Raw genomic sequence first — 25,820 nt, forward strand, 5'->3', positions numbered from 1 at the left:
TTTTTTCTGCTGGATGTCAGTCGGAACATGAAGTGGCGCTCGCAGGCCGTAACGCATCCCAAGGGATGAGAAGGAATGTGAGTCTGCTCCCTTTCAGTATGTAGACTCTGAACCTGGATGTGGATCTGACAGACAGTATCTCAGACCACTGGATTGTTTCCGGATCCGGAACGGGCAGAGGCGGAAGAGGTGCACGTTCTTCTTCAGATGCTATGGGCAGGAGGGTGCGTTGAGCGACTGATTTCCCGGATTCTGCATTTTCTTTTTTTTCATCCGACAGATAGATGAGGCGGATGAAATTGTTTTCGTCAATCTCTACCTGCTTTCTGATGACAGCCCGTCGTGCTTCAGGTGTGAGCATGTAGTAGGTATAGAGAAATGACATGAGCATCGGCACCACAATGAAAAGCAACATCAGGGCTATGAGCAGGAAGCGCGGGTCGTAGACAAAGCCTACTGCGGCACAGATGGCTATGGGAAGTATGATTGTCCAGCCGTAACGAGGAATCCACAGGCTGAGCAATACCGACAGGTAGTCACCGGACGAGGTTGTGAATGGTTGTGTTGTGGTCACTTTCCAGATGTTGAGTTCTGACCGCGTAGCACCGTCAGTCAATGAAACGTTTTGTGAGATCTCCGTAGGCTTCAATTCTGCGGTCGCGTAGGAATGGCCACCAGCGGCGCACCTGCTCCGAACGTTTCATGTCAATTTCTACCACGGTCTCAGCCTCAGCATTGTCAGGTGCGAGATAGAGAAGTTCGCCCTGAGGACCGGCCACAAAACTTGAACCCCAGAAAGATATTCCGTTTGTGGCTCCTGACGGATCAGGCTCGTGGCCCACACGATTGACTGTTACAACCGGCAGTCCATTGGCCACCGCATGGCCGCGCTGCACTGTCATCCAGGCATCTCGCTGGCGTTTTTTTTCGTCAGGCGTGTCGCTGCTTTCCCATCCTATCGCAGTTGGGTAGATCAGCATTTCGGCTCCGTTCATGGCCATCAGGCGTGCGGCTTCAGGATACCATTGGTCCCAGCAGACAAGAACTCCAAGACGACCCACTGAGGTTGTGATCGGTTTGAAACCTATGTCGCCGGGAGTAAAATAGAACTTCTCATAATATGCGGGATCATCGGGGATGTGCATTTTGCGGTATTTGCCGGCAAGAGATCCGTCGCTGTCAAACACAAGAGAGGTGTTGTGATAGAGCCCGGCGGCACGGCGTTCGAACAGAGAGGTGACAAGTACCACTCCGGCTTCACGAGCTACTGAGGAATAGAAACTGGCTACCGGTGATTCAAGATCAATGCTGACCGCGAGATCAAAATTGTCGACAGTCTCTACCTGACAGAAGTAGAGAGAGTCATGGAGTTCCTGAAGGACCACAAGCTGTGCTCCCTGAGAGGCAAGCTGTCTGACCTTTTCTGCAAGGCGCAGGCGGTTGGAATCGATGTCGGGGGTGTTGTGCTGTTGTATAAGGCCTACGAGCATAATGCTGTGTATATCTTATTGGGATTGATGATTATTGGATTCGGGTCTCAGTTAAAAAGAGAGAGTGTGTGTCAGATCCAGCGGTTGTCGCTGATGCCATTGACTGTTCCGGCGGGTATCTGCATGGTCACGCAGTGGAGCGAGCCGTGCTGACGGATCAGAGGAATGCAGTCGATTCCGCAGATGTCATGCTCAGGGAATGCTATTTTTAGCACCTGTGCGGCGAGCATATCTTTTTGTGCCTGTCCGTAGGTCGGCATCAGTATCCGCGTCGGTGTTATGAGGAAGTTCGCATAGGTCGCCGGAAGAATCTCGCCGTCAATTTCTATGACATCGGGCAGCGGTAGCTCTATCAGGTTGTATGGCTGGCCTGACGGGGTGCGCAGAGTTGAAAGTTCCTCTTTCATTTTTGCCAGTTCCTGATGGTTCGGATTGTCGGCATCGCCGGGGCCGCAGTAGATTATGGTGTCATTTGGAGCAAGTCGTGCGAGGGTGTCGATGTGGCTGTCAGTGTCATCTCCGATTAGGGCTCCGTGATTGAGATAGAGAATGTGGTTTAGTCCGAATGCTTTGCGGAGGTATTCGGATATCTCTTCACGATTACACTGGCCGTTGCGGTTAGGTGACAGCAGACATTCTGCGGTGGTCAGCAGCGTGTCTTTGCCGTCAGATTCGATCGAACCGCCTTCAAGCACGAAATTCAGCCGGTTTTCGACCCTATGGGCAAACAGACCGAGTGCGTTTAGCCTGGAGGTGATCAGGTTGTCTTTGTCAGCGGCAAATTTCAGCCCCCAGCCATTGAATTTGAAATCAAGCAGTAGCTTTGATCCGTCAGATTCGACTGTGATCGGGCCGAAGTCGCGAGCCCAGGTGTCATTTGTCGGTAGGTCAAAAAATCTGACACGTGAAGAGTCGAAATTCTGTTCGCGGATGGAGTCGAGACAGAATTCCGCCGGACCGACAAGTGCCACACACTCGCCGGCATCAGCGATTGCGCGCACTATCTCCGCAATGCATCTGCGGGCTTCGGGCAGAATATATGCCCAGTCGGTATTTTCATGAGGCCACGCTAAGATTACGCAGTCCTGGTTCTCCCATTCCGCCGGGAGTCGGCGTGAGGCCGTGGTCGTAGCCACGGATGGATTATTCGTCATATTCATCTTTGAGGTTATCCCAAATAGAATCCAGAGATTCGAAATACTCCTCGCAATAGTCAAGGAAGCCTCTCTTTTCGGAGCTACCTACTTCGTCACACCACTGGCGGTAACTTGCTCGAAGTTCCGGATCTTCGTGGATCATTTTTTTTAATTCGGCGTCAGCGATATCAGTGCTCCCGTAGTGTTTGAGCATGTCATCGAAGATGCCAGTAATATCGTCCATTGTATTATTAGGTTTAGGGTAAGAAAAAAGATCGCTTGACGTTTGTTATTACTTGTATAAACAATTTAACGCTACGGAGTCAATAATGTTCAAAATTAGCGCTTAGTTGTGACATTAGCAAATTTTAAATTATAAAAAGCTTAAAAAGAAAACGTCTTTTGCTCAGAGAACTAAAAAGCATTATCCGCGTTTCTTATTATATAAGTGATAATGAATTTTCAGAGTCGCTTGTCGGTTTTATAAAAGATAGGTTATCAAAATGTATATGATATGAAAAAATGGTTTGGTTTCATGGTGCTTGCCGTGATGGTGATACTGAGTTCGTGTAGCCCGTATAATCTGGTGACGAGTACCACGTATAATGACGCGGATCTGAGCAATTACTCGACTTTCCGCATCGTCACCCCCGACGAGGGTAAACTTCCTCCTGGAATGGCAATGGTTACATATTATAATATAGCGGCTGCTATCAGGGAGCAGATGGTCGACCGTGGTTTCAGAGAGGATCCGGCTTCTCCATTGCTGATCAATATAGGTCTTACCATCAAGCAGCAGATCGCTACTGAACCGGCTATTCCTCCGGGAGTCTATCCGTATTATTGGGGACCGTATCACGGTTATGCTCCGTGGTTTATGTATCCGAGAGGCTATTATTGGCCGGGCTATTATGCCAATGCTCAAGTTATAACAGGTGTGTATCGCGAGGGGGTGCTCACTATGGATATAGTCAATATCGCTCAGAAGGTTCCTTTGTTCTCGGCCTCAGTGGGTACAATTCTTGACAATGGTGACACTCAGTTCCGTAACCTGCAAGGCATAGCAGAGGCTGTACAGACTTTGTTTTCAAAATTCCCTGTGCCACTCCTGCCACAGTATCGATAATAATTTCAGAGCCGAGATAACTTTAGATTGTTGTCCCGGCTCTGAAATTATGTCTGACTTGTGTTCAATACTTTCTCTAACTGTGGCGGCGCAGCAGTTCGCGCTCCATGTCAGGAAGCGAGAGCCCCATCTGTTCGATAAGTACGAGAAGATGGTAGATCAGATCGCAGGCTTCGTATGAAAACCGGTCGCGGTTTCCCTCGACAGCTTCAATGGTTGATTCTACAGCTTCTTCGCCTACTTTCTGGGCGATTTTCTTGACTCCTTTTATGAATAGTCGTGTGGTGTAGCTGTCTTCTGGCATTTCCGCGTGGCGTCGGCTGATGAGCGCAGCGAGTGAGCGGATGAAACCTTCCTCGTCAGGAGTGTCAAAGCATGATGTGGTTCCGCGATGGCATGTAGGGCCGATTGGATTTGCCTTTATTAATAAGGTGTCATTGTCGCAGTCGCTGTACATGTCAACTACTTCAAGGAAGTGACCGCTTGTCTCTCCTTTGGTCCACAGGCAGGAACGGGTGCGGCTGTAAAATGTCACATGTCCGCTTGAGCATGTTAGGTCAAAGGCTTCGCGGTTCATATAGCCAAGCATGAGTACGCGGAGCGTGACGGCATCCTGAATTATGACAGGGAGAAGGCCGTCGGCGCATTTTTCGAGATTGAAATCGTTGAAATTCATAATCTGACTGGAATGTTGCGTGTGGCGAGTTCTCGTTTGAGGTCTTCAACGGAGATTTCACCGTAGTGGAATATTGAAGCGGCAAGAGCGGCATCGGCTTTGCCGAGAGTGAGCACGTCGGCAATGTCGCTGACACTGCCCGCACCTCCTGAGGCTATAATCGGTATGCTGAGGGTGGCGGCGAGCTGGCTGAAAGTGTCGCAGGGGTAGCCCCTGCGAGTGCCGTCGTGGTTCATGGATGTGAACATGATCTCTCCGGCTCCGCGTTTTTCGGCTTCTGCAGCCCAAGTGAAAAGTTCTCGATCAGAAAGGCGTGTTCCTCCGTGGGTGGTTACGTGCCAAATGCGGTCATCAGTCATTCTGGCATCAATGGCTACGACTATAAACTGGCTGCCATAGCGGGCAGCTATCTCGCTGATGAGCTCAGGACGGCGGACGGCGGCTGAGTTGACTGTGATTTTGTCGGCGCCGGCATCAAGAAGACGCGATGCGTCATCAAGTGAGGCTATACCTCCGCCAACAGTGAAGGGTATGTTCAGGCGGTCGGAAATGCGCTCAACGAGTCGGGCAAAAGTGTTTCGTTCTTCGAGGGTGGCGCTGATGTCAAGATAGACAAGTTCGTCAGCACCTTCGGCTGCATAACGGGCGCCGAGTTCCACTGGGTCACCTACGTCTGTCAGGCCGGTGAAGTTCACGCCCTTTACGGTGCGTCCGTTTTTGACGTCAAGACATGGGATAATGCGTTTTGCGAGCATAAGTAGCTGTTAAAAGTTAAACACATTATATATAATAAATGTGTGCATGTTAATCTTTGGCAAAATTAAGCAAAAAAATCGTATTTGTAAAATAGGTGCCGGCGGGAAATAAGAAGGCCCGATTTTGCTGCAAAATGTTAAAATATGCGGATGCCAATGACAAAATTTAGCGTTTTTTTACTTGTGGGTTCATTCCCAACAAAAAAATAATAAAAAAAGTTTGGTATGTAAATAAAATGTCTTACCTTTGCGGTGTTTTTGAAGCTTAAAATTGTTTTATAATTTAATCAAAAAGAAAATGAAAAAGTTAGTTTTATTACTCGCTGTAGTTTTCAGCGCATCTCTTTTCTCTTGCGGTTCTTCTGACAAGAAGGCTGAAGCTGCTGACTCTGCAGTTGTAGAAGAAGTTGCTGTAGAAGAAGTTGTTGTAGCTGATTCTGTAGCTCCTGCTGACAGCGCTGCTGCTGTTGTTGATTCTGCTGCTGTTGTTGCTGAATAATTCAGGCAAACAGACACAGACGCAACTTTCACACGAAAGAAATCAAGCTGATTGCTCCAAGAGCGACCAGCTTCTTTTTTTATATATTTGTGTCAATAGCCGGAACGTGGGGCTGCGTCAGATTGTCCTTGGGATTGGTGGATAAGAAGAATATCTTATGCTTTTGGACGCTTATATTTTATAATTGAGAGAAAAATTGCTAATTTTGTTTTAGAATTAGCACTTATGCAGATATGTAACATAGATTTGGGCGAGCGTCCGGTGATGCTTGCCCCGATGGAAGACGTGACAGACCGCTCTTTCCGCCTGATGTGCAAGGAGCAAGGAGCCTCGATGGTCTATACTGAGTTTGTCAGTGCGGATGCGCTCATACGTGACATTCCGGCTACTACCCGCAAACTTGCTATAGATCCGGCCGAACGTCCTACCGCAATCCAGATATATGGTCGTGAAATCGAGCCTATGGTAGAGGCTGCAAAAATAGTCGAAGCAGCCGGCCCTGACATCATAGACATAAATTTCGGGTGCCCAGTTAAAAAGGTGGCCGGCAAGGGTGCGGGGGCAGGAATGTTGCGCGATATTCCGAAAATGCTCTCGATCACACGTGCTGTGGTTGATGCTGTCAAACTACCTGTCACGGTAAAGACCCGTTTGGGCTGGGATCATAATTCCAAGATAATAGTCGAGCTGGCTGAGCAACTTCAGGACTGCGGTATAAAGGCTTTGACTGTGCATGGCCGTACACGCTCTCAGATGTACACCGGATCGGCTGACTGGGAAATGATAGCTAAAGTCAAAGAAAACCCGCGTCTGACCATTCCGCTGATTGGCAATGGCGATATCACTACTCCGGAACAGGCCCGTGATGCTTTTGATCGTTACGGTGTTGACGGGGTGATGGTAGGGCGCGCTTCAATCGGTGCTCCCTGGATTTTTCATGAAATCAGAAGCCTGATTGACGGAAGTGGGGCTGAGCCTTTGAGTGTGGGGGAAAAATTCGCCCTGATACGCCGTCAGATTAGAGAGAGTGTCAGTCGGATAGATGAATACAGAGGCATTTTGCATATACGTCGCCATCTTGCGGCTTCGCCTCTTTTCAAGGGGATATCGCATTTCCGCGATACTCGCATTGAAATGCTTAGAGCATCGACTGTCGATGATCTGTTCGGTGTCCTTGACCGAGTAGAAGAAATTGTAAAAGAAAACCAATCAAAAGAAAACGAGATATGAAAACACTGACCACCTTACTTATGTCGCTTTGCTTCCTTGGAGCATCGGCCTCCGGGCTTGTGAAATATGAATTGAAAGTCAACGAATTTCATGAGCTGAAAGTGGTTGATGCAATTAGAGTTGTCTATTCAAGCAGTACGGATTCGGCCGGCATGGCTGTTTTTACGTGTCCTTCTGAACAAGCTTCAGCTCTGATTTTCAATAATAAAGGCGGAAAGCTTTCCATGCAGATTTCTACTGAAAGTGTAGGATCTAAAGATCTGCCTGTTGTTTATGTCTATTCTTCTTATCTTAACAAGATTGAAAATTCGGGAGATTCCCTTGTTAAGGCTGTGAGGATTACAGAATGTCCGAAATTCACTGCGACTCTGATCGGTAATGGCCGTCTTTCAGTTCCTTACGTGAAGGCGACTGAGGTCAATGCCGCTATTCAGACCGGTAATGGGACTTTGGTTGTCGGTGGTGAATGTCAGCGGGCTAATGTCAAATTCATGGGAACCGGCGTTATTCAGGCTGATGAGCTGAAGGCTGTTGATGTCAAAGTCAAGGCTGGAGGTACCGGGTCGATAGGAGTATGGCCTCAGGAGTCTCTTGCAGTTTCCGGCGTGGGCAGCACTAAGGTCTACTATAAAGGCAATCCCGAAATCAAGAACCGCACTGTCGGAGTCAAGACCCTTCCGATGCAGCAGTAAGAGGTTGTTTATGGAGATATAGAAATCCCGCGTTCCGATATGCCGGAGCCGCGGGATTTTTTTCTGTCTGTATTGTCAGACTTGTAGGATCAGTTTGCGACTTTGATTGATCCGGCTGATGATTTTTCGACTGTCGAGCGGTTGACTTTGAGGGCGGGGGCTTTTATCGAACCTGCGCTGGATGCTTCGAAATCGCCTCTGTCTGCCTGTCCGGAAGTAATGGAAATCGAGCCTGCGGATGATGCCTCGCAACTGATACGCTCCGCTTTTATGGCTGCTGTTTTTACGCTTGCTCCGGATGATGCTTCGAGTTCTATGTGTGAAGCATTGAGATTCCCGGTTATGACAGAGGCTCCGGAGGATGCTTCAATGTCAAGTTTGGCGGCAGTCAGTGATGCGAAGACGATTCTGCCGGCAGAAGAGGCTTCGAGGCTGATTTTCTTTTTGGATGATGAAATCGGATTTGTGCACTTTACGGTAGCTCCTGAAGATGCTTCTACAGAGCAGACAATCGGAGTTGACACTGTGACGGTGACGCCGTTGATTTTCTTATTGGAGCTTTTCCAATTGTGCTTTGGCTGGATTTCAAGTGTTTTGCCGCTGACTTTTACATCAATAAATTCAATCCGTTTTGCATCGCCGGATATAGTTACGTTGGTGTTTTCCCCGGTTGTGGGTTTGTAGATCACGTTGACTCCGGCGCTTGCTTCTATGGCCTCGATTTGTTTGGTGATTTTCAGAACTTTTGATTCGGCAAAGGCGATCAGGCTGACGGTTAGGCACAAAGTGCTCAGAATGGATTTTTTCAGTGTCATAATAATAATGATTGTTGAAACAGTTTTTTTATAATATGACGCGAGAAATTCGGAAAAGTTACATTCAGCCTTTTACAAATTTCTGTTATTGTTTGCTCGTCTCCGGAGGAAAGATGCGGTTGATGATGGCTGCTATCGCGCCGTCGCCGGTTACGTTGCAGGCTGTGCCGAAGCTGTCCATTGCTATGTAAAGGGCTATCATGAGGGCTACCATCTGTTCGTCGAAGCCGAGTATCGACTGCAGCAGCCCAATGGATGCCATTATGGCGCCGCCTGGAATTCCCGGAGCTGCTATGATTGTGATGCCGAGCATGCCGATGAAGTGGCAGAACAGGCCAAGGTCATGTGGCTGATTGTGCATGATCATCAAAGCCAAGGCGCAGGCTACAATTTTCAGGGTGCTGCCACTCATGTGGATTGTGGCGCATAGTGGGATGACAAAGCCTGCGATGTCCTCGCGGACGCCCATTTTTATTGCCTGGCGGAGCGTCACAGGTATTGTGGCGGCTGAAGATTGTGTGCCGAGGGCTGTAAAATAGGCAGGGAGCATGGTTCGCAGCATCCGTAACGGGTTTTTGCGGGCAAACGGGGCGGCTATGCAATACTGGAGAACCAGAATGAAGACATGGAGAATGAATATTATGACTATGATCTTCATGAAGCATTTGAGGATCATTCCGACCTGTCCTTCAATGGTCATGTTGAGGAAAATGCCGAAGATGTAGATGGGCAGAAGCGGCAGAATGGCTGCGTCGATGGTCTTGGAAACAATGTCGCGGAATTCTGAAAAACCATTTTTAAGGGACTTCCCGTTGAGAAACGCCATGCCGAGGCCGAGCATGAATGCAAGGACAAGAGCGGTCATTACTGTCATAAGAGGGGGCATTTCAATTGTGAAATACGGCAGCAGCTGCGAGGCGTTTTCGCTTATAGCGATACTCTCTTCGCCTCCAATCAGAGACGGGAAGGTCAATGTGCCGGTGAAGTAGGAGAGGATTCCGGCCATGAAGGTGGCTATGTATGCGATGGCTGCGGTTACAACAAGCAGTTTGCCGGCGCGGCCTCCGATATCGGCTATGGCCGGCGCTACAAAACCGACTATGATCATCGGAATCATGAAGCCGAGGAACTGGGAGAAAATGGCATTGAAAGTAGCCATGATTCTGCCGCACCATGCAGGAGCTATCAGACCAAGCAGTGTGCCGATCACAATGGCAATGAGGATGCGTGGAAGGAGGCTTAATTTCATGAAATTGCAGATTTAAGAGGTTGTTGTGATGAATGATCGGCATTGTATCAGCGGTTCTGGCGCCAAAGTGTGGATGACGCATCGGATGGCATGCGCCAGTCTCCGCGTGGCGACAGGCAGACAGAGCCGACTTTAGGCCCGTCGGGTAGGCATGAGCGCTTGAATTGCTGGTTGAAGAATCTGCGCATAAACACCGAAAGCCAGTGAGTTATGGTTTCGTCGGAGTATTCGTCTGCTGTAAAGGCGTTGCGGGCAAGGAGGTAGATTCTTTCAGTGGTAAAGCCGTAGCGCAACATATAGTAAAGGAAGAAGTCGTGAAGTTCATAGGGGCCTACGAGGTCTTCTGTCTTCTGTCGGATGTTGCCGTCGCTGTCGGCTGGAATAAGTTCGGGGCTGATGGGTGTGTCTATGATGTCGAGCAGGCATCTGCGGACTTCGGATTTTTCCGGGGCTTCAGATGCAAAATAGTTGACAAGGTATTTGACCAGAGTTTTGGGGACTCCTGCGTTTACTCCGTACATAGACATGTGGTCTCCGTTGTAGGTTGCCCAGCCCAAGGCAAGTTCCGAAAGGTCGCCTGTGCCAAGCACTATGCCTCCGGTCTGATTGGCAATGTCCATCAGAAGCATTGTGCGTTGGCGAGCCTGTGAATTCTCATATGTAACATCGTGATTTTCCGGGTTGTGCCCAATGTCTTTAAAGTGTTGCTTTACTGCGGCGCCGATGCTTATTTCTCGTGATGTCACGCCCAGATGGCTCATCAGTTCTACTGCGTTTGAATGAGTTCTGTCTGTTGTCCCAAAGCCGGGCATCGTGACGCCGATTATTCCTTTGCGGTCAAGGCCCAGGCGGTCAAATGTTCTGACGGCGATCAGGAGTGCGAGCGTGGAATCGAGACCGCCGGAGATGCCTACGGTCAGAGTGTGGCAACAGATTGCGTCAAGCCTTTTGGCCAGAGCGGCAACCTGGATGTTTATGATTTCTTCGCAGCGTTCGTGGATCGCTTCAGAGCCTGCGGGGACAAAGGGGTGAGGATCTATGTTGCGGAGTAATGTCTGAGCCAGGGTGTCCGATCCGGAGTTTTGGCAAGTGATGCAGATACTTGAATCAGAGCTTGAGTTTTCGATTGTAATTCCCTTGCACTCAGTTGAGGCGCAATCCGCAAATGTGGTCATGTGTATGCGGTCTCGTTCAAGCGCCTGAATATCGATGTCGGCAATCGATGTGTTGTCTGACGGATCCCAGCGTCGGTTAGCTTGGAGTGTTGCGCCGTTTTCGCAGATAATAGCTTTTCCGTCAAAAGTAAGGTCGGTGGATGATTCTCCCCATCCGGCTCCGGCGTATGCATAGGCGCAGAGGCAGCGGGCAGACTGCTGTTGTAGCAGGGATGTGAGATATTTATATTTGCCGATAAGGTCGTCGGATGCAGACAGATTCAGAATGATCTGTGCACCGGCCATTGCGAGTCGGCATGAAGGTGGAATCGGCACCCAGAGATCTTCGCAAATTTCTATTCCGACCAAAGTTCCGTGGGAGCGGAAGATGCGGCCTGAGGACATTTCGAAAGTTTCGCCGCAGATTTCCACAGTCTCGCATGAGCCGGGTGGCAGCGGGCGCCACCAGCGCCGTTCGTAAAACTCGTTGTAATTCGGAATGTAGGATTTTGAGACAAGGTCAACTTTGCCGTTGCGTATAAAGGCTGCGCAGTTGTAGAGCGCGCCGGCATGACGCACCGGCAATCCGACTGCAAAATGCACGTTAAGGTTCTTTGAATAGTCTCGAAGGTCGATAAGGGCCTTTGCGGCCGCATCAAGAAGTGTGGCATTGTGGAAGAGATCCCCGCAGGTGTAAGCCGTAAGGCTCATTTCCGGGAATACGGCCAGTTCGACCCGACTTGATTCAAGTTCCATCAGTTTTGACTTTATGCCGTCGAGATTGAACCCTACATCGGCCACCTTTACGGTCGGGGCTGCGGCTGCTATGCGAATAAAACCGTTGTGCATGGGATGATATATGTAAAATACGTGATTTGGAGCACGAAATTAGAAATAAATCCGCTATTTTTATAGTATAAGTTGATAAATTTTAAAAATAGGTTTAACTTTGTGCTTGCTGACATTGGTATATTATGCAGTTTGACTATATCACTTTAGACTGGGAGAGCATCCGGTGGAGCCTGATGATGGCCTACGGGGTGTTGATCCTGTGTGTTATCGGGATTGTCATAAGCGAGAACCGTAATCCGCTCAAGGCATTGGGGTGGATCATGGCGTTGCTGCTGTTTCCGGTAGGAGGGATTATTCTGTATTTCATATTCGGACGCAGCATACGTAATGTGCGTATGATCTCGCGGCGTAACCGCAGGCGTTTGCTCAAACTGGAAAATACATTGCCGCTGCCGAAGCTTGACAAGGGGCTTTCAGCGGAAAACCGCCAGCGTATACGTCTGGCATATAATATAGGGGGGCTAACCTTTACACTGGAAATCAGATAAAAATTTTCAATAACGGAGAACGTCATTTTGAAGAATTGTTTGATGACCTCCGTCATGCAAGGTCTTATATAAATCTTCAGTTTTATATCATAGCTAACGATTCGCTCGGCCGTCGGTTGCGCGACATTCTTGTCGAACGGGCTCAGGCCGGAGTCAAGGTCCGTGTCATCTATGACTACATCGGTTCTTTTGATGCGAGGCGACTGGATTTCTTCCGTCGCATGAAGGAGAACGGGGTGGAGGTTCATTCGTTTTTTCGCCTGTCGTTTCCGAGTCATGTCAACAGAGTGAACTGGCGCAATCACCGTAAGGTTGTTGTGATTGACGGTAATGTCGGTTATATCGGGGGCATGAATGTGGCTGACCGTTATGTCAGAGGGACCGGCCGGGGAAAATGGCGTGATACTGCGGCAAGGATATCTGGGCCGGGTGTGGCGGCTTTGCAGTATAATTTTGCTGTCGATTGGAAGTTTATGGGCCAGCCATTGCTGTGTGATCCGGTGTCGGGAATACCTGACGGAGTCAAAGACTGCATGCGGGGAGTCACGTTGCAGATGCTTGCTTCCGGTCCGAATGATCGTTGGGGCAATATGACGTTGCTGTTCTATAAGGCCATATCCACTGCCCGGCGCAGAATATGGCTTCAAACACCGTATTTCCTGCCGAGCGACGGGCTTCTGAAGGCCCTGGAGTCGGTGTCTTTGGCCGGAGTGGATGTGAGGGTGATGATGCCGATGTCAGCTGACTCGAAAATTCTGACATACGCGTCTCACAGCTATATAGAAGAATGCTTGCTTGCAGGAGTGAAAATATATCTCTATGAGGCTGGTATGCTTCATTCGAAAGTTATGATTGTGGATGACGATTTCTCCACATTAGGCTCTACTAATTTTGATTTCAGAAGCATGGAGCATAATTTTGAAGAAAACGTGCTTCTTTATTCTGCTGAGGCAAATGAAGCGTTGACTCGCGGATTTGAAGCGGACGCTTCTGAATGCAAGCGTCTTAAACTTGCTGACTGGAATCGTCGCAGTCGTGCCACTCGTGCGCTTGAATCGCTCTGCAGATTGCTTAGTCCGATACTTTGATTGAATTCCGGATCGGGGTATATATAAAAAAACGAAGGCTGGCCTCACGGTCATCCTTCGCTGCTTACACATAGTACTTAACGTCAGTGGATTTATAAATGTCTAATAATGCAAATGTCTCTATTATAAGAAGTAGAGTTTTTGGGGTAACGCCACGGATTCAAAATTGTTTTAAGAATGTTTTTGAGCATTGCTCCCGTGATGTTGTTGCAAAGTTATAGTATTATTTTGTTAATTCCTAATATTAATTTGCGCTATTGCGTGGCGCCGAGGTGCGGAATTATCCGGAATCGTGCTTCAAAGTTTGAATTTATAAAAGGAGTGCTTGCAGATGTCTGAAATCTGTTTTTGGGAGCGGGGAGAAAGTAATAAAATGTAATTCGGTTAAAATGTGTTAAAGTGTAATTTTGGAAATACTGCACAATATATAGGAGGTAATTGTGGATTTTTTTGTAACTTTGAGGCCTTGTTTTGCATTGTGCTTACTGACGTTGCAAAACCGGCTAATCATGGATAAGAGTATGAAAGAAGATACAACAAAGATAGTTTCAGTAGGACAGATAGATATAGGAGTCCCCTCCGAGCGGCCTAAGCCAGATTTCTCAGATCTCCCGATCATAGCCATGCGGGACCTCGTTCTGTTCCCGGGTGTTACTTTCCCGATTACATTGGGGCGTGAAGCCTCTGTCCGGACAGCATCGGCTGCTGCTGAACACAGCATTCCGGTTGGAATATTCTGTCAGAAAGTAGCATCAGTTGAAACTCCTGTACTTGATGATCTGTATGAATATGGCGTAGTGGCCGACGTCCTGAAAACATTTGATTTGCCTGACGGCACACATACGGCCATAATAGCAGCCCGCGAAAAAATCAAGATAGAAGGTCTTTCTGCCGGAAGCCATATCCCCGGTGTTCTGTCTGCCCAGGTCAAACCAGTTCATGACAGTGTGTCGCGGTCATCCGACAAAGAGTTTGTGGCTATCGTCGATGACATCCGGCAGACCACTCTCAATATACTCCAGAGCGGAAATGAAAAGATGAGCGATCTGGCCTTCAATATAGAAAATATCCCAGGTCCCCAGTTGCTGATCAATATGATCTGTACCCACTCGCCTTTTACTCCGGAGGTCAAGATCGAATTGCTGAAAAAGAACCGTCTGAAAGATCGCGGACAGCTTCTTCTCAGCCATCTTGCTCATAGCGAGGAGATGGCCGAGATCCGAGCGGAAGTCCACCGCAAAGCTCGGCGTAACATTGACGAGCAGCAGCGCAACGCATTCCTCCAGCATCAGTTTGAGGTTTTGCGCGAGGAGCTGTATGGCGATGATGATGACTGTGCCACACTTGAAGCGAAGGCCAAGGATATCGACTTTCCCCAGCCCGTGCGCCGCACATTCGCAAAAGAACTCGAAAAGCTCAGACGTCTGAACCCCCAGAGCCCCGATTATAGTGTGCAGTATTCCTATCTGCAATTGCTGACAGATCTTCCTTGGGGAAAATCGACCCCTCTGAACGCTGATTTTGCTTCTGCCGAAAGAGTTCTTGATGAAGACCATTACGGTCTGGAAAAAGTCAAGGAGAGAATCCTTGAACAGCTTGCGGTGATGATGAACACTCCTGAAGGCCGTTCGCCAATCATTTGTCTTGTCGGTGCGCCTGGAGTCGGAAAGACCTCTTTGGGACAGTCTATAGCCAAAGCGCTTGGACGTAACTATCAGCGAGTTTCACTCGGCGGCCTGCATGACGAAGCGGAGATCCGCGGACACCGTCGCACATATATCGGAGCGATGCCAGGCCGTATAATTGATGCTGTCAAGAGAGCCGGTTCGTCAAATCCGGTGCTTCTCCTTGATGAAATAGACAAAACCGGCAGTGACTTCAAGGGCGATCCGTCATCGGCTCTGCTTGAAGTGCTTGACCCTGAACAGAACAGTCATTTCCATGACAACTATGTTGATGTGGACTATGATTTGTCACATGTGCTCTTTATCGCCACAGCCAATACTCTTTCTACTATTCCCCGCCCATTGCTCGACCGAATGGAGGTTATCGATATCTCAGGTTATCTTCCTGAAGAAAAGATAGAAATCGCGCGCAAGCATCTGATTCCGCGTATTTCCGAAGAAAATGGATTCGGGAAAGACGAAATCGCGTTTACAACCGATGCTCTTTCGAAAATTATAGAAAGCTACACCGGAGAAAGCGGTGTGCGCATGCTTGAAAAGGAACTTGCCAAAGTGATCAGAAAGATCGTGCTTAACAAAATGCGCGGTAAGGACTATAAACTCACCGTTGAAGCCGGTGATCTGGTAGACTACCTCGGAGTAGAGGCTTACACGCCTGAACGTTATGAAGTGTCGGATACCCCAGGTGTTGCCACCGGACTGGCATGGACTGCGGTAGGAGGTGAGATTCTTTTTATTGAGACATCTGTCACCCAAGGGAAAGGTGAGAAGCTGACCATCACCGGAAATCTCGGCGATGTGATGAAAGAGTCGGCAGTCATAGCCACTCAGGTGGTAAAGGCGCGATCTGCGGCAAATGGCATTGATCCTGACAGTTTCGAGAACCGCCAGCTGCACATTCATGTGCCTGAAGGAGCCATCCCGAAGGACGGCCCTTCGGCCGGTATCACCATGTGTGTGTCTATCCTTTCTGCTTTGACCGGGCGCCCTGTGAAACCACGTCTTGCAATGACCGGCGAGATCACCCTGCGTGGCAAAGTGTTGCCGGTCGGCGGAATCAAAGAAAAGATGCTTGCGGCGAAGCGGGCTGGAATCACTGACATAATACTCTGTGCCGATAACCGGAAAAATATCGAAGACATCAAGCCTATCTATATCGCAGGACTGACATTTCATTATGTCAGGACAATTGACGAAGTATTTGCGGTGGCGTTTGGCGACTGAGTCGTAAAGAATCCTCTCGATCACTCAACTATACATTTTAAAAGACATGAAGAAAGTTTTTCTCCATATCGGGATCATGATAATAGTGGCTGTGGCTATCGGATGGCTGGCCATGCTTTGGCTCGACGTCTGGACACGCCATGACGATACAATAACAGTGCCTCCGGTCAAGACTCTTTCTTATGGCGAAGCTGCCGCCAGGCTTGATCAGCATGGATTGGTCGCCGTGTTGAGCGACTCCGTCTATGACAAGTCTACTCGTCCGGGCACAGTGATTGATCAGAATCCCAAGGTTGGAACCATCGTTAAGGAAGGACGAGAAATATATTTGACAATCAACGCATTTTCCCCAAAAATGGTTTCGTTGCCTACTCTTACCGACATATCCTTGCGCCAGGCCAAATCAATTCTTGAAGGTCTGGAGATAAAGAAGGTGGTTGAAAAACGGGTTCCGAGCGACTTTAAAGATCTTGTGTTGACTGTCCGTTATAAAGGCACACGGCTTTCACCCGGTGCACGTGTTCCGGTCAATGCTACAATCGAACTTGAAGTTGGCGAGGGCAAAGCCGAGGAACTCATTGATACGGTCGGCGAAGATTCGGTCGAATCGGCCGGCGAACAACTGAATCTGTTCTGATCATGACAGTCGAAGATTTTGATGAAGAACTTGGCGGAGCTCTTGACTGCGAGATTTCTGCTTCGGGTGGCGAAGGCGAGCTCTATGAGCATTTCCGTTTCATTGTCGACAAGGGGCAGCAACTGCTGCGTGTGGACAAATATCTTGTCACAAAGCTTGAAAAGTCATCGCGCAACCGTATCCAGCAGGCTGCTGACGCAGGTTGCATTCTGGTCAACGGCAAGGCTGTCAAGTCAAACTACCGGGTCAAACCGCTGGATGTCATCCAGATTGTGATGGACCGTCCGCGATATGAACTTGAGATTATTGCAGAGGATATTCCGCTTGAGATCGTTTATGAGGACGATCAGCTCCTTGTGGTCAATAAGCCTGCCGGACTTGTGGTGCATCCCGGTCACGGAAACTATTCCGGGACTTTGGTCAACGCTCTGGCATGGCATTTCAGGGACAATCCGGATTACGATGTGAGTGATCCGCGGCTTGGGCTTGTACATAGAATTGACAAAGATACCTCCGGCCTTCTTGTCGTAGCCAAGACGCCTGATGCCAAAACCCATCTTGGCCGTCAATTCTTTAATAAGACCACAAAACGTGAATACAATGCCTTGGTGTGGGGAGTTCCATCGCCGTTAAGCGGGCGCATCGAAGGCAATATAGGCCGGAATCCGAAAGATCGCCTGCAGATGACAGTGCTTCCGCCCGACGATCCGACAGGAAAGCATGCTGTCACTCACTATGAGGTGCTTGAAGATTTCGGACATGTGGCGTTGGTGAAATGTGTGCTTGAAACCGGACGCACCCATCAGATCAGAGTCCATATGCGCCATATCGGCCATCCGCTGTTTTCTGATGCCCGCTATGGCGGCGATGTGGTGCTGCGTGGCGAACGAAGCGGATCATATCAGAAATTTGTAGCCAACTGCTTTGAATTGTGCCCTCGTCAGGCACTCCATGCCAGGACTTTGGGCTTTGTCCATCCGGTGACCGGAGAAGAAATGTTTTTCAGCGCTCCGATTCCGGCTGACATGCAGGCTCTGATTGAGAAATGGCGCTCTTACGCCTCACAGCGATAGAGAGTGGCATTGAATGAAGCCCGATATTGATCTGATGTGTTAAAATTAGGTTAAATTACTTGACAAGGGCTTAATAAGATTGTATTTTTGTGTTCTATTATCTATTATGGCAAGAAGGCGTCATCACATAATACCCTTGTTTACTACCCGTGCCACGGCGACAGTCTCGGTTGCTTTGGTTCTTTTCATCCTTGGAATGGCAGCCCTGATCGGGATTGCCACACGTGTTGTCACCGACAATATACGTGAGAATATGGGGTTTGTTGTTTTGTTCAACGAAGATGTGACAGCTTCTGATATAGATGCTGTCAAAAAAATGTTTGATAAGGCATCGGGGGTGTCATCTACGGTTTATTCTTCTCCGGATGTTGTTCTTGAACGCTGGCAGTCGATGGTCGGAGAGGACGAGGATATTGTAAAGCTTTCAGGGATAAATCCTTTTGTAGGCGAACTTGAAGTGCATGTTACTTCGGAATACGCATCGTCTGACAGTCTTGACCGGATGATCGCTCCTATGATGCTCATGCCGCAAGTCAGCGAAGTCAAAGTCCATACAGAACTTGTGGATAAGGTGAACGCCACCCTTCGCAGCGTCGGGCTGGGGCTTCTTATTGTTGCCGTAGCCCTTTTGATCGTGTCATTCGTGCTGATTTTCAACACTGTCAGACTTTCGGTCTATGCACGGCGTTTTACAATCTATACAATGAAACTTGTCGGTGCGACAGGCTGTTTTATACGCCGTCCGTTCCTTGTCGATAATATTGTCAATGGACTTGTGGCGGGACTTATAGCTTCCATTGCCTTGGCTCTGGTTGTGCTTTACTGCCGTTCGCTTGACCTTCCGGTAGCGGAGATGTTCACTCTCCGGACGGTGCTCCCGGTTGTGGGCGCTTTGCTTGTGACCGGAGTGTTGATCTGCCTGATTGCGGCATTGTTTGCGACCAATATATACTTGCGCCTGTCATATGATGAAATGTTTAAATAACTACATATATTAATATAATGGCATACAAACAGACAACAAAGCCATCTGCTCCCCAAGGTTCTCAGCTCGATCCTGAGAGCCGCAGTCAGCTTCCTTTTTTGAAAATGAATTTCATACTCATGGCTATTGCCGGAGTTATGATCGTGCTTGGTTTCTGCCTCATGGCTGGTGGGGCTACCGATTGGGATGCCTTTAATGCTGATATTTTTTCAGTCCGCCGCGTGGTTGTAGGCCCGACTATAGCATTTCTCGGTTTTATCTTTATGGGATTTGCTATAATGTATAGCCCTAAACGGAAAGTGTGAATAAGAAAATCAACTAAAAGGAATTAAAAGAAATGGATTGTATTGATGCCCTTATCCTTGGCATAGTGCAGGGCTTGGCCGAATATCTCCCTATAAGCAGCAGCGGCCATCTTGAAATCTGCCGCGAGATTCTTGGCCTTAGGCTTGCCGGTGCTGACGCTCTTGAATTTGATATTGCACTGCATGTGGCTACCGTCTTGAGTACCATCGTAGTCCTTTGGAGCGAATTTGTGCCGCTGTGCAAGTCGTTTTTCACAATAGCGAGAGATGATAAATTTTTCTATGTCTGCAAGATCCTTCTGTCTTGTATTCCTGTAGCAGTTGTCGGCTTGCTGTTTAAAGATTTTGTGGAACAATTTTTTGGCGGCGGCTTGCTTGTGGTCGGAATCTGTCTGCTTGTGACCGCATGTCTGCTGTCATTTGCTTACTTTTTCCGTAACCCTGATCGGGAGAAGAGAGAGGGTATCAGAGGTCATGATATTTCATGGACCGATGCATTGATCATCGGTTGTGCTCAGGCTGTGGCAGTCCTGCCGGGACTGAGCCGTTCCGGCACTACGATTGCCACCGGTCTGCTTCTTGGTGACAAGCGTGACAAGATAGCACAGTTCTCATTCTTTATGGTCATCATCCCTATACTCGGTGAAGCGTTGCTTAGCGCTAAGGATCTTATTGCAGGAGAAGGTGTCGGTGAAGCCATCGGTATGTGGCCGCTGCTTGTAGGTTTCATCGCTTCGTTTGTGGTCGGCTGTGCGGCTTGCAAGTGGATGATAAGCATTGTCAAGAAAGGCAAACTGGTATGGTTTGCAGTCTACTGTCTCATAGTCGGTGTGCTCTGCATCGTGTGGTAAATACAATTTCCCCTTTTTAAGTATGGATTTCGTAACCGGAGAAATTTTATATATTGACAAGCCTCTTGAATGGACTTCGTTTGATGTGGTAAAGCGTCTGCGAGGTGTTATCCTCCACAAGATTCATAGAAAAAAATTCAAGGTGGGACATGCCGGAACGCTTGACCCCCTTGCTACGGGAGTTATGGTTGTGGTGACCGGTCGTGCGACCAAACTGATAGAATCGCTGCAGGCTGGAGTGAAAGAGTATGTCGCCACTCTGCAACTCGGAGCAACAACCCCTTCTTTTGACCTTGAAACGGAAGTCGATGACACATATCCGACTGAACATATAACTCTTGAGTCGATACAGGAGATTTTACCTCGTTTTATAGGTCGCATAGAGCAGGTCCCACCCGCATTTTCAGCATGTAAGGTCGATGGCAAACGGGCCTATAAGATGGCACGCAAAGGTCACGATGTAGAACTTAAGCCCAAAGTGCTGGTCATTGACACCATTGAGATCACAGACTTTGATCAGGCTTCGATGGTCTTGACGCTCAGAATTGTTTGCAGCAAAGGAACTTATATCCGGGCTCTTGCGCGTGACATCGGTGAGGCTCTTGGCTCCGGAGCGCATCTGATCGGCTTGCGCCGCACAAGAGTGGGCGAGGCTACCATAGAGCGCTGTCTTAGTGTCGATGCTGCTGTAGAGATGATCAGAAATGCAGAAGTGACTTTCCCTGAAGGAGAGGAATCTCAAAGTTGATCACTCCGGAATTATTCACGTTTAATTATTCAGAAATCAGTTCTAAGAGGATGTTTAAAACCAAGAGTTAAAATCTGAGTGGTGTATCTTTTAGATAAATTGATGCAAATGAGGAAGGAGCATAGCGAGCTATGTGACTGACGAATTTCAACAATTAAGCAAAAGAGACACCAAGGCTCAGGTAACTTAAAAAATTCTCAAACATGAAATTACTGAAAGAAAAAAAGACAATACCATCGCCTGCGAAAGTTTTGGGCGCCTATAGCTCTTCATCTCAGTCACATAGCTCGCTATGCTCCTTCGATTCAGAGCCATATCCACCTCAAAACTTTCGCTCAGATTTTAACTCTTGTTTTTAAACAACCTCTAAAAGTTTATCAGATATTTAAGGATGAAATTATCGCAATTTAAATTCCGCCTTCCGGAAGAGCTTATCGCCCAGCGTCCGGCTCCTGAACGGGACCAGTCAAGAATGATGGTTGTAAACCGTCGTACCGGAGAAATAGAACACAAAATTTTCAAGGATATCATTGACTATTTCGATGACGGAGACCTGTTTGTCTATAACGACACGATGGTATTCCCGGCCCGCCTTTATGGCAACAAGGAGAAGACTGGCGCTCGTATCGAGGTTTTCCTGTTGCGTGAACTCAGTGCTGAAAATAAACTTTGGGACGTTCTTGTGGAACCGGCTCGCAAGATCCGCATCGGCAACAAGCTTTATTTCGGTGACGATGAGTCGATGGTGGCGGAAGTGATTGACAATACAACATCACGCGGCCGTACACTCCGTTTCCTCTATGACGGCCCGCATGAAGAATTCAAGAAGGAACTGTATAAACTCGGCACCACACCTCTGCCTTACTACATAAACCGCGAGCCGGACGAAGAGGATGCCGAACGCTATCAGACCATCTTTGCCCGTAAGGAAGGAGCGGTGATTGTGCCCGGTGCCGCGCTCCATTTCTCGCGTGAACTCCTCAAGCGTCTTGAAATCAAAGGTGTGAACCAGGGCTTTATCACAATCCACAGCGGCCTCGGCAACTACCGTGACATTGATGTCGAGGATCTGACAAAGCATCGCATGGATTCTGAAGAGATGGAGGCCGATGAAGAACTTGTAAAGCTTGTCAACGCCACTAAAGACGGCGGCCATCGTGTCTGTGCGGTCGGCACCTCGGTGCTCCGTGCGGTTGCAAGTTCTGTCAGCATGGGCGACCACATGAAGACTTACTCAGGATGGACCAACAAGTTCATATTCCCGCCTTATGATTTCTCGGTTACAGATGCGCTTGTGTCGAATTTCCATCTGCCGTATTCCACAATGCTCATGATGGTAGCTGCTTTCGGAGGCTATGATCTTGTCATGGACGCTTATAAGAAAGCTGTTAAGGAAGGTTACAAGTTCGGAGTCTATGGTGATGCCATGCTCATTGTATCATAACTTTGGGAGATCAATTAATACTCTCTCTTACTGATATTCTCTGACTATAATCAATATATGGCCAATTATCTGACCATTGCGAATCAAAGTGAAGCGGCTTTTCGTGAAAAGATGAGCCGCTTCATCTCTTTTGCCATTCCGGTCACCACGGCTGCGGAGGCTAAAGAGTATGTGGCGCTGTATACAAATGAGTATCACGATGCGCGCCATGTGTGCTGGGCCTATATGCTTGGATCAGACAGGAAGGAGTTTCTTTCGTCAGACAACGGAGAACCTTCCGGCACTGCCGGCAAGCCCATACTCGGCCAGATCAACTCATTCGGGCTGACCAATGTGCTGATAATCGTTGTCAGATACTTCGGAGGGATCAAACTTGGCACATCCGGCCTTATTGCAGCTTATCGTGAAGCGGCCCGGCTGGCTATCGAAGCGGCCGAAATCATAGAAGGCCGCGATATGACAACTCTCAGCCTGACTTTTCCGTATCTGGCCATGAACGATGTCATGAAACTTGTGAAAGCTCAGAATCCTGCCAATGGCCGTGAATGTGTGAAAATAATTTCGCAGGATTTCGATAACACCTGCTCCATGATGTTGTCTTTGCCTCTTGATCTTCTACCGGAACTATCCGGCCGTCTTGAGGCGATATCCGGCACATCTGTCATTGCCCCTGAGGATTCTGAGAATTAAGAGCCGGTTCGACAATAAATGTTAAATTTATACAACCCCACATAGTAGCATTGCAGATCCCCGTGTCAGGTCATGTCTTACAGTCATAGAGGCGCAGATCAGTAGCCTTTGCGGTATTTGTCTTCTTCGGAATCTTCAAGTATCGACAGGTATGATGCGTAGCGTGACTCTGATATCCGGTGATCGTCTACTGCCTCTCTGACGGCACATCCTGGTTCGTGAGTGTGTGTGCAGTCGCTGTAGCGGCATTCCGCTCCGGTTTTGAATATCTCAGGGAAAAAGTGGCTTACCTCATGGCGGTCAAATTCGAGGGTCCCGAATCCCTTTACGCCCGGAGTGTCAATGATTGCAGACGGCTCGTCCATATCCGGCAGATCAAACATTTCTGAAAAGGTAGTGGTATGCATGCCGGTGTCATGAGTCGATGAGATCGAGGCGGTGGCAAGTTGCAGTCCGGGAATAAGATCGTTGATCAGAGTGGATTTGCCAACTCCGGAATTGCCGGAAAACAATGTCGTTTTTCCTCTGAGATTTTCACGTAGAGTCTCCAGCCCTTCACCGGTTTTGGCCGATACTTTCACCACTGTATAGCCGATGGATTCATACAGATAGCTTGCGGCGTTGAGATATTCCATTGCGTCAGGATCATCTTCAAGCAGGTCTATTTTGTTCATGACTATAACAGCCGGCACACGATAGGCTTCGGCTGTAGCCAGAAAACGGTCAATAAATGTGGTGGAGGTTGTTGGATGGAAGAGTGTCACTACAAGACATACCTGATCAAGATTTGCCGCCAATATGTGGGCCTGCTTGGAAAGGTTGCTTGCTTTGCGGATTATATAGTTGCGCCGGGGTGCAATCGCGGTGATATAGCCCGTGTCACCGTCAGGCAGACTTACGGTCACGTGATCTCCGACAGCCACTGGATTGGTAGTACGGATTCCTTTCAGCCTGAAATTTCCTTTTATCTTGCAGTTAAGGTCTTCGCCGCTTTCAGTGCGCACGAGATAGCTGCTTCCGGTATTTTTGATTACAGTTCCGGTCATTTCGATTTATTGTTTGATTGTTTGTCTAAAAATTGCGCCGCTCTTTTCTTGTCCACGCCGAGTTCGATTGCCTTTAGTGCATCGGCCTTGGCGTCGTCGGGGCGATAGCGCATTTTATTTAACGCTGCACGGTAGAGATAGAGTTCACCATCATCTGGGGTCATTGATAATGCTGCGTTGATATCATCCGAAGCATCCTGTAGATTTCCGCAGAGCATATGGCAATAACCGCGACCACTGTAGAATTCGGCATCCTTGTGCTCTTCAAGAACTTTGTTGTAATAGGGGATGGCTGCTGCAAATTCTCCGGTCCCGCTCAGTACAGAGGCACCGGCTATGTTGGTCTCGGTCTCGGAGGGGAAATTACGCTCCATGAATTCGAAATCAGCTTTCGCGGTCTTGAATTTATGAGCTCTTAAGGCGAGGAGACAGTGATGAAAACGAGGGCTGATAACCGTCGAGTCAAGTTGCAGGATCAGATCATAGTCCTTGTAAGCCTCTTCTTCCATACCGAGTGCAGAGAGAACGCGGGCGCGGTTGCTGAGTATGGTGACTGATGCCGGAGCCATCACATGTGCGTCAGTCAGTATGGCCAAAGCCAAAGAGTCCTGACCCATATTGAATCTGATTATTCCGAGATTCGACATGAGAAGAATGTTTGATGGGTTGCCGGGCTCTAACTTCAGAGCTGCTGTCAGAGCCTCGGCTGCTTCTTTCCATTTCCCTTCGTTGCAGGCCTTGTCGGCTTCATCTACTTTTTGCATGTAAGGGCTGTCCTCTTCCGGTTTGGCCGTTGAGGCCGTGGCGGTGAAACAAGGTGTCAGTATGGATAATATCAGTATACTTGTGCGGAATATATTCAGAAGTATTTTCATTTTGGAGACTATGGTGGTGAAAGAGAGGGCGCCGACCGTGAATGGTGGCTTGAAATCAATTTTCAGACAGCTTGTTGCGGTAGTCACGAGGCGACATGCCGGTAAGATGCTTGAAGTATTTCCCGAAAAACGACTGGTTGGAGAAGTTCAGCGCCAGACTTATTTCCTGGATGTTCATACCTGTGCTTCGGAGCATGAGTTTTGCTTCGAGGATCACACGGTGATCAATCCATTCTCCTGCGGTCTTTCCGCTGATATCTTTAAGTACAGCAGAAAGATGCTTTGGAGTTACAAAAAGTTTGTCGGCGTAGAAATTGACCGCGCGTTCTGATTTGAAGTGGGTTTCAATCAGGTCAATGAAATTGGCCAGTAGTTCTTCGCGCCTGGAATGGTGACTGTGGTCTTCCGATCTTGAGGCATAGATGCTGAGGGTGTTGTAGAACAGGAGTTCGCAGCTGGCGCCGAGAGTCAGTTTGTTGAACGGGCGGCCTTCAAGCCTGATCTGCTTCTGGAGCATCTCATAGATCAGATACTGGCTTTCAAGTTCCTCTGCAGTCATCTCGATGATTGGGTTGGAGTTGTAGTGGAGAGTGTAGGGGGCTACGAAATGGAGCGATGGCAGAATTTCGTTCAGCTTGTCTTCATGGACCACAATGAAAAAGCCTTCGAAGTCGTGACTTTCTTTGCATTGGCTGATGATATGGCCGGGTTTGAGGACCATAAGAGAATTAGGCCCCATATACCTGGGGGCGACATCAACGGTCGCTGAAATCTCGCCCTGTCTGCACACGGCTAAAAGCATGTGGGCAAGACGTGAGGGAAATTTGACGTTGCTGATTTCAGAAAGTGAGCGAAACACTCTTATTGTTTCATACGGACGGTCGTGTAGAGCTGAGATCATCGGAATCAATTGATGTTTGTTTCGCTGCAAAGGTAGGAATTATTTCAATAGAAAGTGGTCAGTTTCTCGCTTTTTTGAGTTTAAAGTTGTTTCGGGTGGTTAAATT

27 protein-coding genes are annotated in these 25,820 nt (G+C 48.4%); 15 read left to right on the forward strand and 12 right to left on the reverse strand.

All coding sequences use genetic code 11. The annotated features are described in order from the left end of the window. Positions 1 to 16: 16 nt before the first annotated feature. The 4 genes from E7745_RS08235 to E7745_RS08250 all read right to left on the reverse strand — a co-directional run bounded on the left by E7745_RS08235 (position 17) and on the right by E7745_RS08250 (position 2,870). Positions 17 to 616 carry a hypothetical protein gene (locus E7745_RS08235; RefSeq protein ID WP_123398001.1) on the reverse strand — a complete coding sequence of 200 codons (600 nt, stop codon included), beginning with the start codon at positions 614 to 616 and terminating at the stop codon, positions 17 to 19. Then, the gene (locus tag E7745_RS08240; RefSeq protein ID WP_123398000.1) at positions 609 to 1,490 is read right to left on the reverse strand and encodes a carbon-nitrogen hydrolase; all 882 of its coding nucleotides are present in this window, start codon (positions 1,488 to 1,490) and stop codon (positions 609 to 611) included. The genes E7745_RS08235 and E7745_RS08240 overlap by 8 nt, the downstream gene beginning before the upstream one ends. A gap of 71 nt (positions 1,491 to 1,561) precedes the next feature. After that, on the reverse strand, positions 1,562 to 2,650 hold the full coding sequence (locus E7745_RS08245) for an agmatine deiminase family protein (RefSeq protein WP_240740274.1): 1,089 nt from the start codon (positions 2,648 to 2,650) through the stop codon (positions 1,562 to 1,564). Further along, complete coding sequence (locus E7745_RS08250) at positions 2,634 to 2,870, reverse strand: hypothetical protein (protein ID WP_123397998.1); 237 nt, start codon at positions 2,868 to 2,870, stop codon at positions 2,634 to 2,636. The genes E7745_RS08245 and E7745_RS08250 overlap by 17 nt, the downstream gene beginning before the upstream one ends. 270 nt (positions 2,871 to 3,140) lie before the next feature. Here E7745_RS08250 and E7745_RS08255 point away from each other — a divergent pair, with 270 nt between their 5' ends. Continuing rightward, positions 3,141 to 3,752: a DUF4136 domain-containing protein gene (locus E7745_RS08255; RefSeq protein WP_123397997.1), complete on the forward strand. Its 612-nt coding sequence runs from the start codon at positions 3,141 to 3,143 to the stop codon at positions 3,750 to 3,752. A gap of 76 nt (positions 3,753 to 3,828) precedes the next feature. On the opposite strand, the gene hisIE is transcribed toward E7745_RS08255, so the two are convergent. After that, positions 3,829 to 4,428 (reverse strand): bifunctional phosphoribosyl-AMP cyclohydrolase/phosphoribosyl-ATP diphosphatase HisIE, encoded by a 600-nt coding sequence (gene hisIE / locus E7745_RS08260; protein WP_123397996.1) that lies wholly within the window; start codon positions 4,426 to 4,428, stop codon positions 3,829 to 3,831. Beyond that, positions 4,425 to 5,183, reverse strand: coding sequence for an imidazole glycerol phosphate synthase subunit HisF (gene hisF, locus E7745_RS08265; protein ID WP_107033080.1), 759 nt, complete (start codon positions 5,181 to 5,183; stop codon positions 4,425 to 4,427). Before hisF ends, hisIE begins: the two co-directional genes overlap by 4 nt. 298 nt (positions 5,184 to 5,481) lie before the next feature. Here hisF and E7745_RS08270 point away from each other — a divergent pair, with 298 nt between their 5' ends. The 3 genes from E7745_RS08270 to E7745_RS08280 all read left to right on the forward strand — a co-directional run bounded on the left by E7745_RS08270 (position 5,482) and on the right by E7745_RS08280 (position 7,604). Beyond that, positions 5,482 to 5,682: a hypothetical protein gene (locus tag E7745_RS08270; protein WP_107032506.1), complete on the forward strand. Its 201-nt coding sequence runs from the start codon at positions 5,482 to 5,484 to the stop codon at positions 5,680 to 5,682. Between the two features lie 225 nt (positions 5,683 to 5,907). After that, positions 5,908 to 6,912 carry a tRNA dihydrouridine synthase DusB gene (dusB, locus tag E7745_RS08275; protein ID WP_123397995.1) on the forward strand — a complete coding sequence of 335 codons (1,005 nt, stop codon included), beginning with the start codon at positions 5,908 to 5,910 and terminating at the stop codon, positions 6,910 to 6,912. Further along, positions 6,909 to 7,604, forward strand: coding sequence for a GIN domain-containing protein (locus E7745_RS08280; RefSeq protein ID WP_107032508.1), 696 nt, complete (start codon positions 6,909 to 6,911; stop codon positions 7,602 to 7,604). Before dusB ends, E7745_RS08280 begins: the two co-directional genes overlap by 4 nt. Positions 7,605 to 7,693: 89 nt before the next feature. Here E7745_RS08280 and E7745_RS08285 read toward each other — a convergent pair whose 3' ends face one another. From E7745_RS08285 to E7745_RS08295, 3 genes are all read right to left on the reverse strand, one after another. Next, positions 7,694 to 8,419: a GIN domain-containing protein gene (locus E7745_RS08285; RefSeq protein WP_123397994.1), complete on the reverse strand. Its 726-nt coding sequence runs from the start codon at positions 8,417 to 8,419 to the stop codon at positions 7,694 to 7,696. Positions 8,420 to 8,504: 85 nt separating this feature from the next. Further along, entirely contained in the window at positions 8,505 to 9,668 is a 1,164-nt protein-coding gene (locus E7745_RS08290; RefSeq protein WP_136408628.1) for a dicarboxylate/amino acid:cation symporter, read from the reverse strand. A gap of 47 nt (positions 9,669 to 9,715) precedes the next feature. Further along, positions 9,716 to 11,671, reverse strand: a complete 1,956-nt coding sequence (locus E7745_RS08295) for an NAD(+) synthase (RefSeq protein ID WP_124075803.1) — start codon at positions 11,669 to 11,671, stop codon at positions 9,716 to 9,718. A gap of 125 nt (positions 11,672 to 11,796) precedes the next feature. Here E7745_RS08295 and E7745_RS08300 point away from each other — a divergent pair, with 125 nt between their 5' ends. The 11 genes from E7745_RS08300 (at position 11,797) to E7745_RS08350 (ending at position 22,892) form a co-directional block, all read left to right on the forward strand. Then, positions 11,797 to 12,162, forward strand: coding sequence for a PLDc N-terminal domain-containing protein (locus E7745_RS08300; RefSeq protein WP_136408629.1), 366 nt, complete (start codon positions 11,797 to 11,799; stop codon positions 12,160 to 12,162). A gap of 35 nt (positions 12,163 to 12,197) precedes the next feature. Beyond that, positions 12,198 to 13,250 carry a cardiolipin synthase gene (cls, locus tag E7745_RS08305; RefSeq protein ID WP_240740275.1) on the forward strand — a complete coding sequence of 351 codons (1,053 nt, stop codon included), beginning with the start codon at positions 12,198 to 12,200 and terminating at the stop codon, positions 13,248 to 13,250. Positions 13,251 to 13,771: 521 nt separating this feature from the next. Further along, entirely contained in the window at positions 13,772 to 16,159 is a 2,388-nt protein-coding gene (lon, locus tag E7745_RS08310; RefSeq protein ID WP_160630832.1) for an endopeptidase La, read from the forward strand. 46 nt (positions 16,160 to 16,205) lie between these two features. Next, positions 16,206 to 16,796, forward strand: coding sequence for a PASTA domain-containing protein (locus tag E7745_RS08315; protein ID WP_136408632.1), 591 nt, complete (start codon positions 16,206 to 16,208; stop codon positions 16,794 to 16,796). A gap of 2 nt (positions 16,797 to 16,798) precedes the next feature. After that, positions 16,799 to 17,869 carry an RluA family pseudouridine synthase gene (locus E7745_RS08320; protein WP_107032516.1) on the forward strand — a complete coding sequence of 357 codons (1,071 nt, stop codon included), beginning with the start codon at positions 16,799 to 16,801 and terminating at the stop codon, positions 17,867 to 17,869. Positions 17,870 to 17,975: 106 nt separating this feature from the next. Beyond that, positions 17,976 to 18,854, forward strand: a complete 879-nt coding sequence (locus E7745_RS08325) for an ABC transporter permease (protein ID WP_123397989.1) — start codon at positions 17,976 to 17,978, stop codon at positions 18,852 to 18,854. A gap of 17 nt (positions 18,855 to 18,871) precedes the next feature. Further along, a complete protein-coding gene (locus E7745_RS08330; protein WP_107032518.1) occupies positions 18,872 to 19,159 on the forward strand; it encodes a DUF3098 domain-containing protein in 288 nt (95 codons plus the stop codon). A gap of 32 nt (positions 19,160 to 19,191) precedes the next feature. Continuing rightward, positions 19,192 to 20,010: an undecaprenyl-diphosphate phosphatase gene (locus tag E7745_RS08335; protein ID WP_123397988.1), complete on the forward strand. Its 819-nt coding sequence runs from the start codon at positions 19,192 to 19,194 to the stop codon at positions 20,008 to 20,010. A 22-nt stretch (positions 20,011 to 20,032) separates the two neighbouring features. Next, positions 20,033 to 20,758: a tRNA pseudouridine(55) synthase TruB gene (gene truB / locus E7745_RS08340; protein WP_107032520.1), complete on the forward strand. Its 726-nt coding sequence runs from the start codon at positions 20,033 to 20,035 to the stop codon at positions 20,756 to 20,758. A 391-nt stretch (positions 20,759 to 21,149) separates the two neighbouring features. After that, the gene (queA, locus tag E7745_RS08345; protein ID WP_107032521.1) at positions 21,150 to 22,202 is read left to right on the forward strand and encodes a tRNA preQ1(34) S-adenosylmethionine ribosyltransferase-isomerase QueA; all 1,053 of its coding nucleotides are present in this window, start codon (positions 21,150 to 21,152) and stop codon (positions 22,200 to 22,202) included. A gap of 57 nt (positions 22,203 to 22,259) precedes the next feature. Next, a complete protein-coding gene (locus tag E7745_RS08350; RefSeq protein ID WP_123397987.1) occupies positions 22,260 to 22,892 on the forward strand; it encodes a YigZ family protein in 633 nt (210 codons plus the stop codon). A 98-nt stretch (positions 22,893 to 22,990) separates the two neighbouring features. On the opposite strand, the gene rsgA is transcribed toward E7745_RS08350, so the two are convergent. The 3 genes from rsgA to E7745_RS08365 are packed head-to-tail and all read right to left on the reverse strand — an operon-like array spanning position 22,991 to position 25,714. Beyond that, positions 22,991 to 23,938 (reverse strand): ribosome small subunit-dependent GTPase A, encoded by a 948-nt coding sequence (rsgA, locus tag E7745_RS08355; protein WP_123397986.1) that lies wholly within the window; start codon positions 23,936 to 23,938, stop codon positions 22,991 to 22,993. Beyond that, complete coding sequence (locus E7745_RS08360; protein WP_123397985.1) at positions 23,935 to 24,813, reverse strand: tetratricopeptide repeat protein; 879 nt, start codon at positions 24,811 to 24,813, stop codon at positions 23,935 to 23,937. The genes rsgA and E7745_RS08360 overlap by 4 nt, the downstream gene beginning before the upstream one ends. 55 nt (positions 24,814 to 24,868) lie before the next feature. Further along, entirely contained in the window at positions 24,869 to 25,714 is an 846-nt protein-coding gene (locus tag E7745_RS08365) for a helix-turn-helix domain-containing protein (RefSeq protein WP_107032525.1), read from the reverse strand. Between the last annotated feature and the right edge of the window lie 106 nt (positions 25,715 to 25,820).

The organism is Duncaniella sp. C9 (genome assembly GCF_004803935.1).
GTDB lineage: Bacteria > Bacteroidota > Bacteroidia > Bacteroidales > Muribaculaceae > Duncaniella > Duncaniella muris.

Excerpts from the sequence above, each read along its gene's own strand:
- dusB (WP_123397995.1), top strand. The coding sequence starts at position 5,908 with ATGCAGATATGTAACATAGATTTGGGCGAGCGTCCGGTGATGCTTGCC.
- E7745_RS08330 (WP_107032518.1), top strand. The coding sequence starts at position 18,872 with ATGGCATACAAACAGACAACAAAGCCATCTGCTCCCCAAGGTTCTCAG.
- E7745_RS08325 (WP_123397989.1), top strand. The coding sequence starts at position 17,976 with ATGGCAAGAAGGCGTCATCACATAATACCCTTGTTTACTACCCGTGCC.
- E7745_RS08295 (WP_124075803.1), bottom strand. The coding sequence starts at position 11,671 with ATGCACAACGGTTTTATTCGCATAGCAGCCGCAGCCCCGACCGTAAAG.
- E7745_RS08365 (WP_107032525.1), bottom strand. The coding sequence starts at position 25,714 with ATGATCTCAGCTCTACACGACCGTCCGTATGAAACAATAAGAGTGTTT.
- E7745_RS08270 (WP_107032506.1), top strand. The coding sequence starts at position 5,482 with ATGAAAAAGTTAGTTTTATTACTCGCTGTAGTTTTCAGCGCATCTCTT.
- E7745_RS08290 (WP_136408628.1), bottom strand. The coding sequence starts at position 9,668 with ATGAAATTAAGCCTCCTTCCACGCATCCTCATTGCCATTGTGATCGGC.
- E7745_RS08300 (WP_136408629.1), top strand. The coding sequence starts at position 11,797 with ATGCAGTTTGACTATATCACTTTAGACTGGGAGAGCATCCGGTGGAGC.
- E7745_RS08320 (WP_107032516.1), top strand. The coding sequence starts at position 16,799 with ATGACAGTCGAAGATTTTGATGAAGAACTTGGCGGAGCTCTTGACTGC.
- E7745_RS08350 (WP_123397987.1), top strand. The coding sequence starts at position 22,260 with ATGGCCAATTATCTGACCATTGCGAATCAAAGTGAAGCGGCTTTTCGT.
- E7745_RS08335 (WP_123397988.1), top strand. The coding sequence starts at position 19,192 with ATGGATTGTATTGATGCCCTTATCCTTGGCATAGTGCAGGGCTTGGCC.
- hisIE (WP_123397996.1), bottom strand. The coding sequence starts at position 4,428 with ATGAATTTCAACGATTTCAATCTCGAAAAATGCGCCGACGGCCTTCTC.
- lon (WP_160630832.1), top strand. The coding sequence starts at position 13,772 with ATGAAAGAAGATACAACAAAGATAGTTTCAGTAGGACAGATAGATATA.
- E7745_RS08360 (WP_123397985.1), bottom strand. The coding sequence starts at position 24,813 with ATGAAAATACTTCTGAATATATTCCGCACAAGTATACTGATATTATCC.
- E7745_RS08240 (WP_123398000.1), bottom strand. The coding sequence starts at position 1,490 with ATGCTCGTAGGCCTTATACAACAGCACAACACCCCCGACATCGATTCC.
- E7745_RS08280 (WP_107032508.1), top strand. The coding sequence starts at position 6,909 with ATGAAAACACTGACCACCTTACTTATGTCGCTTTGCTTCCTTGGAGCA.
- truB (WP_107032520.1), top strand. The coding sequence starts at position 20,033 with ATGGATTTCGTAACCGGAGAAATTTTATATATTGACAAGCCTCTTGAA.
- hisF (WP_107033080.1), bottom strand. The coding sequence starts at position 5,183 with ATGCTCGCAAAACGCATTATCCCATGTCTTGACGTCAAAAACGGACGC.
- queA (WP_107032521.1), top strand. The coding sequence starts at position 21,150 with ATGAAATTATCGCAATTTAAATTCCGCCTTCCGGAAGAGCTTATCGCC.
- E7745_RS08315 (WP_136408632.1), top strand. The coding sequence starts at position 16,206 with ATGAAGAAAGTTTTTCTCCATATCGGGATCATGATAATAGTGGCTGTG.
- E7745_RS08255 (WP_123397997.1), top strand. The coding sequence starts at position 3,141 with ATGAAAAAATGGTTTGGTTTCATGGTGCTTGCCGTGATGGTGATACTG.
- E7745_RS08250 (WP_123397998.1), bottom strand. The coding sequence starts at position 2,870 with ATGGACGATATTACTGGCATCTTCGATGACATGCTCAAACACTACGGG.
- E7745_RS08245 (WP_240740274.1), bottom strand. The coding sequence starts at position 2,650 with ATGAATATGACGAATAATCCATCCGTGGCTACGACCACGGCCTCACGC.
- rsgA (WP_123397986.1), bottom strand. The coding sequence starts at position 23,938 with ATGACCGGAACTGTAATCAAAAATACCGGAAGCAGCTATCTCGTGCGC.
- E7745_RS08285 (WP_123397994.1), bottom strand. The coding sequence starts at position 8,419 with ATGACACTGAAAAAATCCATTCTGAGCACTTTGTGCCTAACCGTCAGC.